The sequence below is a fragment of the Solibacillus sp. FSL R5-0691 genome (genome assembly GCF_037974225.1).
In the GTDB taxonomy this organism is placed as follows: Bacteria; Bacillota; Bacilli; order Bacillales_A; family Planococcaceae; genus Solibacillus.
Map to the genome: position 1 here is coordinate 611,625 of NZ_CP150231.1, position 15,302 is coordinate 626,926.

Sequence of the window (15,302 nt, forward strand, 5' to 3'; positions counted from 1 at the left end):
CTCCTTATAATTAGGAAGGACTGGATTTATTAGTTTAATAGAAATTAATCGTAAAGTAAGGACTCTTTTTGCTGCTGTACTCCAAGCCTACAATGGCATTTTTATAGGCAGGCTGTAATAAATTGTCCCGGTGCCCTTTACTGTTCATAAAGCCTTCATGGGCATAAATCACATTGTAGTGACCGTACGAAATATTTTCTCCCCAAGTACTAAGGTCGGATTTACTCATCCCACCGCTGATCATGCGGTCATATGGTGTTGTACCAGTAAGACCTGTATGAGAGAAATAGTTGTTATCGATCATATCTTTACTATGTTTACGTGCAATTGCTGCCCATTGCGGTGAATGTGTAAGTGGAGCAACACCTTCTGCAGCGCGTGCCTGATTCATCAGCTCGACCATCAATTGTTCGGAATGCTTTTGCGTATCCGATATATCACCGTAATAGCCATCTTTATTTATTTCATAGTCTTTATGAACATAAAGGATTGAGCGAATAACATTCTTTTTATGAATGTCATAGAAAAATGTCACATAATAGTCGTCTATTAAATAGAAATTATATTCGTTGGAAGAAGGCGTATTATAGATTACATTACCACGACGCACATTTGCATTTTTCGTGCCGTACTTCGCCTTTACATCGCTTGCATTATTATTTCCAATTTGCAGGTCTTGTGCAGCGAAGAAACTTTTTCCTTGTTTAGTCATGTATCGTGCAACTATCTTTTCGTTGTCGACACCTTCTAATTCAAAGTCCAGATTTTTGCCTGTTTGCTTCCATGCAAAGTCATATTCACTATTGTATGTTGCAGTTGCATCCGGTTTTTCGGCAGGTGGAGGAGTTGGCTCGCTGATTACTTCACCTGTCGTTTTATAACTGAGTGCCCGATACAGGAATGTGGCCATTTGTGCACTTGTCACATTGTTATTCGGTAAAAACTGATTGTTTTCATTGCCGGTCGTAATACCATGGCTTGCTAAAATGTTTACATAGTCATAGTACCAGCTCGATTTTGACACGTCTTTAAAGTTAACCGTCGTACCGCCGTTTAATTTCAGGCTTTCTACTAATATTTTTGATAGATGTGAGCGTTTTACTGGCTGATCCGGATTGAAATTGCCGTATTCATCTCCATCGAAAATACCTGATTCATATGCCCAAGTAATCTCTTGTGCAAAAGGAGTCGAACTCGTTACATCTTTAAACTTCCCGTCGTAAGAACGTTCTTTTGGAATGGCAAGGGCCGAATCGCTTGAAAGAACTTTTTGGAGAATTTTCGATGCCTCTGCACGTGATACAGGTTTGCTGAAATTAAATTGATTGCCGGATTTATAATCATACACATTTAAGTTATTTAAATAGTGGATGGCTTCTGTATGGGAGTTGCTGCTGTTTTCAACATCGTAAAAAGTCTTTTTTGCAAAGACGTCATCACCCGCCACAAACAATGCGGAAGCAAACAAAGTAGAAGCTATGAAACTTTTTGTTATTCTTTTTTTCATTCATCACGACTCCTTTTTATATAATTCTATTTTCCGTAACTATTATTTTTTTGTCTTTACCCATATGGAAAAGCACTAAAACACGGAGTATGTATATATAATAAAACGGCGGGAAGTAGAGCATGTTCCCGCCGTTTTATATTTTATTTAATTAAATACCATAAAGCATCTTTCCATGTCGCATCAACATAAGTCCATTCGAACGTCCGTAATGGATATGGTCGGAATGTAGGGGCGAACAGATTTTTTTCATCACCGTCTATGAATATTTGCTGTGGTGCGATTGGTGCTGTAAATACTGCCGTATCCTCTAAATCCTCGTCCTTCTTAGCAGCATCCTCTTTTTTGGAATCTTCCAGCTCAACTGTTCGGATGCGCGGTTCAGTGACTACAGTATCTTCAAGTGCTTCCTCTTCAATAGTTTCCTCAATCGGTTCGCCGTACATGAACTCTTCTTGTCTAATTTCAGCTTTATGCTTGAACAGTAGGTCAACTGGTTCTAATCTAGTTTTCCCATCTTCCCCGACTGTATAAATAAGGTTTACAGAATTGTCTTGTTCATATTTTACAAGCCAATCTTCATTTACTTGGAAGCTGTCATTTGCTTCAAACGTCGTAATTGACGCATCTGCAAGTATACCAATCGGTGTTTCTGTTAATTGATCAATTGGTTCGATACTAACTTCATAAACCGTATCGTCCGGCTTTACTTTATCGTTCTTTTTCATTTCATTGAACGCAATGGAATCACGTGCTGGTATTTGCTGTTTTTCCAGTACATCTCCATCAATGACCAGTTCGTCCTCTTTGCCTTCATTCAATAGAACCGAAGCCTTTTGACCGATTTCGATTTCCTTCCAGTCTTCATGTTCTACATAGGCAACGAATTTCTTTTCAAGTGATTGAATTTGGAAAATAATCGAATCGCCTTCAAGAACAATATCCTTAACAATTCCGTCCACCGGTGTAGTTAAAGAATTATTGTTATTTAACTGGGAAATCATACTGTCCAAAATGCTGATTTGACGCTCTGTTTCCGCAATGGATCGTTGAATAATGGCAATACCTTCAGCTGTTGGTGTATTTTGTTCAATACCAAGCTCCAGTGTTAAATTAATGTTCCAGTTTTCGTTGTCGCCAAGTGTTGTTGAATCGGTCGCAGTACTCGGTGAGGAATTACTGCTTTCGTACTGTAAATCCGAAACGATTCTTTCCAATTCCGATAGCTCGTTTTCATAAGCATCACGGTCCGTCTCAAGACGTGTAATTTCACGTTCAGCCTCTTCAGGTTTATAAATGGCCAGCTCCGTTAAGACGCTGACACTTTGTCCTTGTGTAACAAGAACTTCGCTGATCGATTGTACAGGGGCTGCGATGAAATGCTCCTGCTTGGCTGCCACCACTGCATCGGTTTCCAATATCTTTTCATGATAATCCGCTACGGCAAACTGCACATTATTAATATAGTAGTTTTTCATAATAATATCGTTGTCTTTTAATAGTAAATAACCATTCACCAAAACAAAAACTAAGGCAACAGCACTAAAAATCTTTACTCTTTTCGTCATACGCATTACAGACCAAGCCACCCTTCGATCCAAGTTAAAACAGGAAGAATGCTATATAACGCAACAAGCGATGCCAATACGATTTGAACAAGTATTAACTTAAACAGCAACGCTTTCGGCCGATCTGTCCAATTCGATAAAAATATGTATTGAATCCATACCGCAATGATCGATGCGACCGTCAATTGGTTCAGGAAGAACAATAAATAGTCATGATAATAGACGTACGCCATCATAGGTGCCAGTGAAAACATCGTGAACTGTGTAGAATATCCTGCTATTGCAAAAATTATTACCGTCAGCAGTTTTTCAAGGACAATGAAAAAGATCACATATAGCTGTATTTTTCGAATCCAGCCATAATCGATATTTGTCAATAAATGAATCAAATATGTAATGACATAATAATGAATGATAAAAAATAAAATTCCTGCCAGAATCGCGCCGATTAATGACATCAATCTGGCGAAACTATATAAATCCCCTTCACCATTTACAAGCAATGCAGTTAAATCCGTTGTATTCATCCCCCAGAAGTTACGGACGATAAAGAACAGTAGTGTAAAACCAAAAATAGCCAGCAAAACTTTCCGATACCCTATAAGTCTTTGATCTTCGCTACGTTCAATATTATGTATGAGTTGCGATGGGTTTGAAAGATGATGCCAAAACTTGTACTCGAACATAAATTCACCTCAATATTTTTATTAACATATTCTTATTACCCTTATTTAGAGTAAATAACACATATATTAACAGTGTAATAGAAAATATAATTTTATTATAAACCTTATCGCAAATTAAGTGTAAAAAGTATGTAAATTATGAGGAATAGTCTAGGTTAAGCGAGAGAGAAGTGTGACTTTTAGTTAAATCGGATGGGAAATATAGGCATATTACATTTTGAAATAGTCTTAAGGGGTTAGTAGGCTATGAATTTAACAAGGAAAAACTAAATCAAATTACTTCTCGAAATATTTTAGTTTGAACACGACTAGGGCTGACATCCTTTGATGGACCGACTGCTCGGATATTTTTATGGAAGAAGAAAGGAGATTGTTGAAAAAAGCTATGCAGACTTAGATACCTTTGCCGGTATTGCCCGGACGGGAGAGCATTATTATAGAAGAAAGTGAAGCTGTCTCCGATATTGGAGACGGCTTTTTAGTGTTGTGACAGTTCAAAGAATCTTAAATATACTGGAACTCCGATGCTATATTTCCCAATAATATACTTTTAAGGAAGTCATAAAAGTACCATTTTTATACCATTTTATATAATTCAGAAAACATAAAAATTATATTTATAAACTAATTATTACCATGTCAATTAATTATTACCAAATAATATTATTTAAAGTTCTGACAATAGAAACATTGGTATTACTAGTATTAGGGAGTTTACTTTATATTTCCTAAAATAACATTGACAGAAAAATACCTTACTTATATACTTGTAATTGTTATCGTAATATACGAGACAACATTTATTGAAATGATAAAAAAATGTTTTTATTGGAGGAAATCATTCTATGGCTAACCAACCTAAGAAATATACTAAATTCGTAGCAGCTGCTGCTACAGCTACTCTTGTAGCATCTGCAATCGTTCCTGTAGCTTCTGCTGCTGGCTTTTCTGACGTAGCAGACACAAACTCACATGCGGTTAATATTAACGCATTAGCTGAAGCTGGCATCATCGGAGGATATCCAGATGGCACTTTCAAACCAAACCAAGAATTAACTCGTGGTCAAGTTGTTAAAATGTTAGGTAAATGGGTAGAAGCTCAAGGTTTCGAAATCCCAGCTGACTATGCAACTAAAGCTCGTTTCACTGACTTAGCTGCAGACGCTAAAGACCAAGAATTAGTAAAATATGCTGCATTAGTATTCGACACTGGCGTTTTCGCTGGTTCTAACGGTGCATTAAACGCTGGTGGCAAAATCACTCGCGAAAACATGGCTCTTGTATTAGACCGCGCTTTCAAAGCAATCAACGATACTACATTAGTAGAAGTTGCTGCTGAAATCGAAGACATTACAGTTGCTGACTTAAACACAGCTAAATCTGAAGCTCGTGAAGCTATCCAAGCATTACGTAACTTAGGTATTTCAGGCGTTGAAAACTTCATGCCTAAAAACTCTGTAACTCGTGCTCAATTTGCAACATTCTTAAACAAAACAATCAACACTGAAGCTGCTGAATTAACAGTTAAAGAAGCAGTAGCTGTAGACGCTAACACTGTAGAAGTAACTTTATCTAACGATACTAAACACACAGTAAAATTAGAAACAGCTTTAGAAGCTAACAAAGAAACAGAAGTAACTTTCACAATTGATGGAAAAGAGTACTCTGCTAAAGTAACATTTGTTTTAGCTGTTAAAACTGCTGAAGTAGTTGACGCTTTAAACTTAAACGTAACTTTAACTGATGGTACTAAACACGCTGTGAAATTAACAAAAGCTTTAGAGCCAAACAAAGCTACTGAAGTAACTTTCACTATCGATAAAATTGAATATAAAGCAACTGTAACTTATGTTGTTGAAGATTTACTTTTAGAAGATGTTAAAGCAATCAACGAAACTGAATTACAATTCGTATTCAACCAAGAAGTATTAGAAGCTGGTGCTGAAAATGTAGCTAATTACACATTCACAGCGAAATCTCCTTCAAAACAAGGTCCTGTTAAGCCTGAATCTATTGAATTACAAGAAGACGGTAAAACTGTAATCGCACGTTTTGCAGCTGATGCATTAGTTGATGACACTACTTATGAAGTAGTTGCTAAAAACATTATTGCTGCTAAATTCAATAAATTAGTAGAGTTCGAAGGTACAGTATCTGTTAAAGCTGATACAACTGCTGCAACTCTTAAATCATTAGAGTATGCTGGTGGTAACAACATCACTGCAACGTTCTCTGAACCTGTAGCTATCCAAGGTGCTGTAGTACGTGTTGATGGCGTAAGCGTTCCTGTTTCAAAAGTAGCTGCTACAACTGTAGCTGGTGACTACACTTACACAATCAGTGTTGGTGCTGACTTAGCTAAATTAGGTACTCACAATGTAACTATCGTAGGTCTTAAGGACTTAGCTGGAAATGAGTCAACTACTTTAACTGGTACTTATACTGTTTCTAACGACACAGTAGCTCCTTCAGTAGAATCAGTAAAAGCTGTATCTGCTACTTCATTCGAAGTGAAGTTCTCAGAAGCTGTTAAATCATTAGGTACTACTAAAGTAACTAAAGGTAATACTGAGTTCAAAGTAGATTCTATTAAAGCGGTAGATGGAAAAGTAAATACTTACTTAGTAACTGTTGATCCAGTTAATGGCACTAACACATTATATGCTGACAAAGAGAAATCTGTAGCATTAAATGTAGAATTCAAAGGTTATACTGATAATGCTAATTTATTAGGTGAAGCTACAACTAAAACTGTAACTTTATCTTTAGATGCTGATGCTCCAGCGTTATTAACTACTTCAGTAAATACAGTAACTGCTTCTGAAGGTAACTTAGTGTTTGCAGTTGAAATGACTGAAGATATTAAAGAAACTACTAATTCTAAAGTAAAAGTGATCACTCCAGCAGGTGTTGAATTACCAACGACTGTGAAAGCAGTTAAAGGTATTAAAGGTGACACAAGTGCATTAGAAATCACTGTTGCTGGTGCTACTTTAGAGCAAGGTGCTTATACATTGGTATTTGATACTGATGCTGTTAAAGATGTACAAGGATTAGGTAACGCTAAGTTCCAAACAGCTGTATCTTCTAAATCTGTTGATACATTTGTAGAATTAGTACCAAATGCAATCGAAGTTGCTACTGGTAATGTTATTAAAGTAACTTTCCCAGAAAAAATGACTGATTCTGCATTAGAATTAGCTAACTACAAATTAGATAATGCAGCTTTACCTGCAGGTACTAAAGCTGTATTCACTAATACTGATAAAACAGCTTTAGAATTACGCTTACCATCTACTTTCACTGTAGTTGCTGATGCTGACTATAAATTTGAAGTAGTAAAAACTTTAACAACTAAAGCTGGAGAATATGTAGTTGCTGATGATTCGGTAACTAAGCTAGATAAAGCTGAAAATGCTTCAACTTACTTAAAATTACAAGATAATGTTGCTCCAACATTAGAATCTGCTGAATTTGAATTAACTGCTAAAACTGATGTTACAACTGACCAAATCAAATTAACATTCTCTGAAAATGTTGCAATTAAATCAGATGAAGCTACTATTGCTTCAGCAGTAAACGACTTAGTAGTTGATGTTGCTGGTAATAAAATTCAAGTAAAGAAATTAGTAGTAAGCGGTAAAGAAGTAATCGTAACTTTAGGTTCTGCTTTAAACATCGCTCAAGCTACAACTATCGAAATCCTTCCAGAAGGTGAAGATAACGTAGCTATCGCTATCACAGACGCTTCTGCTGCAACTAACAAAGTTGTTGCTAAGAAAGTAACAGTAACAAAATAATTTTTGAATGATTTTTCCCTTAAACCTCTTTTAAGAGAGGTTTAAGGGGGTTTTTAATTTAAGTGATTGCATAACCCCAAAAGGTTCATGCAATCACTTTTTTTATTGCCAGAAAATTTGTAAATTACCATAATATTCTATACAATATTCCCTATGGAGGGATGAACATGCATTTTTTTAACCAGTTAAAAGTGAATGGGTGTTTGCTGGAAGTGCAAGGGTATTTTCAGTCGAAGATGAATGTCCTGGAAATTCAGTGTAAAGAGGTATTGCCGATGTTTAGAAATTGGAAATATGAAGAAGTGCTTGTTGAAGAATTTGCTTTAATTGATAATGATCTAACGGTTTATTCAGATAGCTCTCCTTTGGTTATAGCAGAAGTTTGTCATAATCAAATAAAGTTATTACATATATAAAACTATCATCTTAAATTGGGGGAGTTACATATGAAAGTTCATACTAAATTTCTAGCATCTGCAACAGCAGCTGTTCTAGCAGCAACGGCAGTTGTTCCGGTAGCTAGCGCCGCATCATTTTCTGATATAAAAGGAAGCGGTCATGAAAATGCAATTACAATCTTATCAGAACAAGGCATTATCGGGGGGTATCCGGATGGCACGTTTAAGCCGAATCAAAATTTGACGCGTTCAGATGTTGTAAAGCTGTTAGGAAAATATTTAGTTTCATTAGGTCATGAAGTTCCGAAAGATTATAAAACGGAAATGCGTTTTACAGATTTAACGGCGAAATCTCAGGATGAGTTGTTGCAGTACGCGGCATTAGTAAAAGATGTCGGGGTTTTCCAAGGAAGTAACGGGGCACTTATGCACCGTGACCAGTTGCGTCGCGATCAGATGGCGACTGTTTTAATGCGCGCATTTAAAGTTATCAATGATTTCGATTATGTGGAAACAATGAAAGAAACGGATTATAAATCAAATATTAGTGATTTGAACAGAACGACTAAGGAGCATCAGGAATCTATTGAAACACTGGCTTACTATGCGGTGACAAAGCAAAAAACTTTCAATCCTAAAGATCCGACTAAGCGTGGTCAATTTGCAACATTCCTTTATAATATGCTGCAAATTGAAGTACCTAAGCCTGAACCGGAAAAGCCGGTTTTAACAGTAAAAAAAGTGGAAGTTCAAGCAGCTGATAAACTGCGTGTTACGCTTTCGGATGATAAAGCGTATATTGTGACATTAAAAACACCGTTAGTCGAAAATGTGGAAACTGAAGTTACTTTTGATGTTAACGAACAAACGTTTACAACAAAAGTGAAATTTGAAGTACCGGATTTGAAAATTTCTTCTATTACCAACCCAAACGGCGGGCAGGTTGCAATTACATTCAATCAGCCTGTAAAGCTGGGGGCAGAACTAAATACAGCGGCAATTAATAAATTGGTTGCGGTTACAGGTGTTGATCGTCTTGGACAAGTACAGTTGTCAAAAGGGCAGTTAAGTGAAGATAAACGAACATTGACGGTGACAATCAATGCTACAGCCGGGCTTGAAGGACGCTACCGTGTCGTAGTTGACGGCATTGAATCGGCAACATCAAAAAAGCTTGTTAAATACGATGATATCACGACATTCGTTCCTGATAAAACATCGCCGGGAGTTTTGAAAGTAGAAAATGTATCAGCTACTAAAGTAAAAGTGATATTTACAGAACCAATTACAAATCCGATTGGGGTAACTCAATTTAAACTTGCAGATGGTTCGGTTGTTTCAGGAGTTCAAGGGACGATTGAAAAAAATGCGACAGAAGTTATTTACGACCTATCAGCAGCTACAGCAAAAGGACAACTTTTAGCACCAGGTACAGCAATAGCCGTTACTTTTGGAACAATCATCGATATTTCAAATAATCTTTCTTCGCCAAACCCATTAACGACATATATTACAAAAGGGAATAAGGATGGGGTTGTACCAACATTAACGAATGTTACCCAACTTGGCGCGAAAAAGTTCAAGTTAACATTCTCTGAGGAAATTCGAACAATTGCACCGGCAGATATTACGATTGCCCAAAATACTTATTCACCGGGAATTACGAGTATTGTGAAAGATAAAGACGATGCCAATTCTTATATTGTTACGACGAGCGGTTCGTTAAATGGCTATACTACAATATCGACGACGCCTGGGCGTTATATTACCGATGTTTCCGGAGAAGTGAATGTATTTTCAACAGCGTACAATTTTGTAGCGGATACGACAATTCCATCTGTTGTGAGTACAAATGTTGTAAAAGATAAAGGAATCGAGTATTTGGAGTTTACGTTTGACCGAAATGTAGAAGCAGCGGCGTTTGCACAGGTGACGCTGGCGGGTAGTTATATTTTAAACGGATATACTTATCCGTTAGCGAATAATTTGGTCGGACAAGTCGTAAAATCAACAACGAACGACAAAACGATCCGCGTTCTTCTAAGTAGTTTATCTAGTTCTGGTATGACTGGGGGCACTACTGCAGGATACACATATTCAGTCGGTGCTACATTTACAGGAGTGACGAGTGAGTACGGACAAGCGGTGAATCCGGCTTATCAAGTAAACTTTACACGCGGTTCTGATATTGCACAAAATGAAGAGAAGTTATCTGTATTAAGTGTGGAAACTTCGTATAATGCTAGACAGGGTACTGTTATTGATAATAAAACAATTGTTGTTACATTCTCTACAAATGTGGACGGTATTACAGCATCAAACCTGCAAAACTATACATTGGACGGTTTGACAATACAGCAAGCAGTTGTTAGACACAATGAACCTTACAAAGTATATTTAACGATTAAGGAAGACATTGCCCAATCACGGGGTACGAATTTAACGATCAGCAATTTACGTGCATTAAATTCAATTGTAACGATGGAACCTAAAACAGAACTGGTCTTTTTAAACGAAAATATCTCACCGCAATATATGTATCACAATATTACTGGTACGGATACGATTACCCTTTCGTTTAATGAAGCGGTTAAAAATGCATTGAATCATTCGTTTGAAGTAAAAGTTGGTGATTTAGCTGTGCCGATTTCACAAATTTATACAACTACGAATGAACAAGTGGCGATCCGGTTAGCGCAGCCGTTGAAATCAAACCAAGTTGTTACTATAACACAAACAGCTACTTCAACAGTTAGTGATTATGCAAATAATAAACTAGTATTATCACCGATTCAATTTACTGTTCCTACGAATATAAATTACTAATATCTGGAGCATATCTATTTCGATAGATATGCTCTTTTTTATATTTATAATACTTTTTAGTCATTTTAACCAAATTATGTTTATATTCAAATAATTCGTGGAATTGCATAGGTTGTAGGCAAGTTTGGAAATGAGCAACATATTTAATTGTTTTACAAACTAGGAGGTTAATAAAGATGCAGAAAAAGTACAAGAAGTTTTTGACGACGGCGGCTACTGCAACATTGGTAGCATCAGCAATTGTTCCGGCAGCAAGTGCGGCAAGTTTTTCGGATACAGCGGGAAATACTCACGAATTGGCAATTGAATCACTCGTTAGCCAAGGTATCATTTCAGGATATCCGGATGGCACATTTAAACCTAATCGTACATTGACGCGATCGGATGTTGTAAAATTATTAGGGAAATACTTAGTATCTCAAGGTTATAAAATACCTTCAGATTATAAAACAAATATGCGCTTTTCAGACTTGCGCAGCACTTCACAGGACGAACTACTGCAATATGCGGCACTAGTAAAAGACAACGGTGTATTTAACGGAAGTAACGGAAACCTGTTACCTGCAGACCCGATTACACGTGAAAATATGGCGGTTGTTTTAGTGCGCGCTTATACAAATATTAAAAACTTTGACTTCCTTGGACATGTTTTGAATCAGAATTTCAATGAGGATGTCATCGATTATAATAGAGCAAAGGCTGAAGCGCGGTCTGCGATTAGAGTTTTAGATTACTATAATGTAACGGGCGTTCCTAACTTCAATCCGAAAGGGAACACAACACGCGGTCAGTTCTCTTCATTCCTGTATAAAATGCTTCAAATATCAGTGCCGGGCGAAGGGTTAAAAGCGATTGAAGTTGTTGATGCATCGACGTTGAAAGTCACGCTTACGGACAATACGGAACATACGGTGAAATTGGATACACCTTTGGAAGCCGGGAAGGAAACGCCTGTTAAGTTTACGATTAACGGTAAAGAGTATTCAACTTCTGTCACATATAATGTTGCATTAACAGTCAAAACAGCCGAAGCTACTGCGGCAAATAAATTGAAAGTTACATTAAGCGACAACTCCGAGCATGAAGTTACTTTAGAGAATAATCTTCCTGAAAATGAGGAAACAACAGTTGAATTTAAAATTGACGGTAAAGATTATTCAGCAAAAGTAACGTATGTCGTAACGGAAGTGAAAGTCGCATCTGTGAAAGCGCTTAATGCGGGACAAATTGAAGTGAAATTCAATCAAAGAGTAGACTTGCCTGCGAGTTTAACATCTGCACAATTGGCAAACTATGTGACAGTTTCGGGTGTGGACAATAATGGCGTCACACTTTCAAGAGGACAGTTAAGCGAAGATGGCCGTACTTTGACAATCTCTACAAACGGGGCTGCAGCTTTATCAGGACGCTATCTTGTAAAAGTAAATAATGTGAAGAATGCAGCGGGAACAACAGTTACTCCATATGATGATGTAGTCAATTTCGGTACAGATACTGTGGCACCGACATTAATCAGTACAGTGAACCGAGATGCGAAAACAGTTCGCGTTACATTTTCTGAACCTTTACGTGCATTTAGTAACAGCAGTATTACATTCAGACTAGCAAATGGCACGAATGTAACTGGCATTACCGGTGAAATTGCAGCGGGTGCTACTTATGCAGACTTTGATTTATCAAATGCGATGGTAAATGGTCAACCATTAGCGGCAAATACTGCAGTTACTGCAACCTTTGCAGGACTGCGCGATATTGCAGGAAATTTCAGTACACCAAACCCGTTAACGACAAGCTTTGCGATGGGTGGGGCTGATGGAGTAAAACCAACGTTAACAAGTATTTCACAAACTGGTCCGAAAACATTCAGACTGACATTCTCTGAACGAATTCAAAAACCGGCAATCGGTGATCTGGAGTTACGTTTAGGTAATTCGGCAAATGCAATTACGGCAATTGATGCAGTTCCGGGCGATGACCGTTCATTTATCATTACTGCTACAAATGATTTAACAGGTGTCTATAATATTGGTACAGCAGCAGGTAAAACAATTACCGATATTTCAGGGGAAACGAATACATTCATGACGACACATTCATTCACAATAGATACAGTTGCACCTGAAGTGACATCAACTTCTGTAACACGTGAAGGGAATTTCGAGTATTTAAATATTACGCTCAACAAACCAGTAGATTTAGTGAATGCTTCTCGTGTTACTGCTTCTGGTAACTATGTTAAAGGTGGCGTTACACATACATTTAATGGTACCGCAACGGCGTTAGAATATCGTGAAAACAGCAATCGTACTGTAGTCCGCGTGAAACTGGATGATTTACTAGGTACTGGGGACGCTGATAATGCAACGTACAATGTGACGTTATCATTCATAGAAGTGGATAGTGCATATGGTGTAAATACAGCAAATAAAGCAGTCACTTTCCAACGTACATCGGATTACTCTAATAATGAAAATGTACTGACTGCGCCAACTGTTACTACTTCAGTGGCGGATTCAACACTAACGAACAATCAAGTGCGATTGAAGTTCAATCATGTATTGGATGCACCTTCAGCATCTGTTGCTAGCAATTACTCGATCCCAAATGCCAGAATTACGAATGCTCAAGTTCCAAGTGATGCATTAGATACAGTTATTCTGACATTGGCGCCGAATGAAACAACAACAACTGGCCCACGTGAATTAACAATTAGAAATGTGAAAGCGAAAGATTCGGTTGCGGCTCAGCCAAACATAACGACTGAAGTCAATTTGAAGGAAAATATTCGTCCGGTCTTAAACTCCGCTGAATTTAAATCTGCTAACCAAATCGAATTTACTTTTAGCGAGAATGTAACCGGCCTTGATACAGATTCATTTGTAATTGTAAATGCTGCAGGTACAACGGTAGGCATTACATCAGTAGCAAAATCAACAACAGGCAATAAAGTAACGGTTACTTTAGCAGCGAATCAAACGGTAAATACATCTGTTACGATTACAGCAGGTGCAGGAATTGAAGATGTAGTTGATGAAGCAGGGAATGCAGTTGTTCATCCGTTCACTTTATCACCAACATTAACAACAAACTAATTTTGGAATTGGGTAGGGCATACATGTGGTGTTGCGTGTATGCCTTTTTTAGTTTTCTAATAAGAGAAGCTAATTTTCTAATAAACATGAAAAAGTTCTAATAAGTTGTCCATTTTCTAATAAAAAGTTACTTTCTTCTAATAAGTATGCTTCATCTTCAAATATCTCTGTTGAAAGTTCAAATAAGTGAGTCGGAACTTCTAATATAGATGCTAACTGTTCTAATAAAGTTTATAGAGCGACTTAATTAGCCTTATTATGGCTTAGATGTCGTTGAATTTCATTGCAAATATATCAAATTTCTAATATAAGTAATGGAAGTACTAATAAAGTGTATAAATCATCTAATATAATCAAAATTCTTTCTAATAAAATGACGTAAATTTAAAGAGAGGCCCTCTGTAAGTAATCATCTACATAAAAAGATAAACTATTGTATAATTATACTAACCAGTTTAAGAGGAAGGATTGAAATAAATGAATAAATATTTCTATGGCACAATTCTTATTGCAGCATTTGTCATTATTTCAAGTGTTATAGGAAGTAGCCATTCAGTACAGGCAGCTACAAATCCGTTTACCGATGTAAAAGAAACAAATTCCCATGCAAACGCAATCATTACTTTATATAATGAAGGGATAATTACAGGTGTAACGAGCAAAACTTACGAGCCGGGTAAATCGGCAACACGTGGGGATGCGGCATTATATTTAGCAAATGCATTAAACCTGCAAAATAGTACTGCGCCCAATCCAGGTTTTAAAGATGTTCCAACATCAAGCAAATATTACAAGGCTATCGCAGCATTAAATAAAGCAGGTGTTGTGAACGGCTATGGTGATGAATTCCGTCCGAACGCAACATTGACACGCTCTCAGTTGGCGAAGATGTTAACGATCGGCTTTGAGTTGGAGCAATCTACTACTGCAAAAACGAAATTTACCGATGTTAATAAGTTAACGGATACTGCAACAAAGAAATATATCCAAACATTAGTAGATTACGGGATTACGAAAGGTACGACAGCTACTACATTCAGCCCGAATATGAAATTAACGCGTGCCCAGCTAGCAACATTTTTATATAATGCGATCGAAGCAACTTCAGATGACTTTATCGTAATTGGAGTAGAATAGCTTTTTGTGCACTTGAGTCTTTTATAGGGCTCAAGTGTTTTCTTTTGAGATAAAGAGGTAAGTGGGATAGAAAAAGTAGAATATTTATCGAAAGAATTAGAAATTTTGTGCCTGAAAGTAGAAATTCAGTGTGAATATGTAGAAAATCCTCACCTAAAAGTAGAACCTTTTTTTCGAAATGTAGAACTATAAAGTGCAAAAGTAGAATCGCATTTCCACAGACGAGAATATCAAAATTTTAATAAAGAAATACCTACTAAAGGAAGCGAGAATTACCATCGCTTCACG

Annotated in this window: 8 protein-coding genes; 5 read left to right on the forward strand and 3 right to left on the reverse strand. The window is 37.0% G+C overall.

The window, feature by feature from the left end; all coding sequences use genetic code 11:
- Positions 1-34: 34 nt before the first annotated feature.
- From MKY51_RS03015 to MKY51_RS03025, 3 genes are all read right to left on the reverse strand, one after another.
- Positions 35-1,507 carry an S-layer homology domain-containing protein gene (locus MKY51_RS03015; RefSeq protein ID WP_339175210.1) on the reverse strand — a complete coding sequence of 491 codons (1,473 nt, stop codon included), beginning with the start codon at positions 1,505-1,507 and terminating at the stop codon, positions 35-37.
- Positions 1,508-1,650: 143 nt separating this feature from the next.
- On the reverse strand, positions 1,651-3,081 hold the full coding sequence (locus MKY51_RS03020; protein ID WP_339175212.1) for an HlyD family secretion protein: 1,431 nt from the start codon (positions 3,079-3,081) through the stop codon (positions 1,651-1,653).
- A complete protein-coding gene (locus MKY51_RS03025; protein WP_339175214.1) occupies positions 3,081-3,761 on the reverse strand; it encodes an amino acid transporter in 681 nt (226 codons plus the stop codon). The genes MKY51_RS03020 and MKY51_RS03025 overlap by 1 nt, the downstream gene beginning before the upstream one ends.
- Positions 3,762-4,606: 845 nt before the next feature.
- Between MKY51_RS03025 and MKY51_RS03030 the strand changes: the two genes are divergently transcribed.
- From MKY51_RS03030 to MKY51_RS03050, 5 genes are all read left to right on the forward strand, one after another.
- Positions 4,607-7,561: an S-layer homology domain-containing protein gene (locus MKY51_RS03030; protein ID WP_339175216.1), complete on the forward strand. Its 2,955-nt coding sequence runs from the start codon at positions 4,607-4,609 to the stop codon at positions 7,559-7,561.
- 167 nt (positions 7,562-7,728) lie between these two features.
- Positions 7,729-7,977, forward strand: coding sequence for a hypothetical protein (locus tag MKY51_RS03035; RefSeq protein ID WP_339175218.1), 249 nt, complete (start codon positions 7,729-7,731; stop codon positions 7,975-7,977).
- A 30-nt stretch (positions 7,978-8,007) separates the two neighbouring features.
- A complete protein-coding gene (locus tag MKY51_RS03040) occupies positions 8,008-10,785 on the forward strand; it encodes an S-layer homology domain-containing protein (RefSeq protein ID WP_339175220.1) in 2,778 nt (925 codons plus the stop codon).
- A 176-nt stretch (positions 10,786-10,961) separates the two neighbouring features.
- Positions 10,962-13,877 carry an S-layer homology domain-containing protein gene (locus tag MKY51_RS03045; protein ID WP_339175221.1) on the forward strand — a complete coding sequence of 972 codons (2,916 nt, stop codon included), beginning with the start codon at positions 10,962-10,964 and terminating at the stop codon, positions 13,875-13,877.
- Between the two features lie 477 nt (positions 13,878-14,354).
- Positions 14,355-15,014 (forward strand): S-layer homology domain-containing protein, encoded by a 660-nt coding sequence (locus tag MKY51_RS03050; RefSeq protein WP_339175223.1) that lies wholly within the window; start codon positions 14,355-14,357, stop codon positions 15,012-15,014.
- The last annotated feature ends 288 nt before the right edge of the window (positions 15,015-15,302 follow it).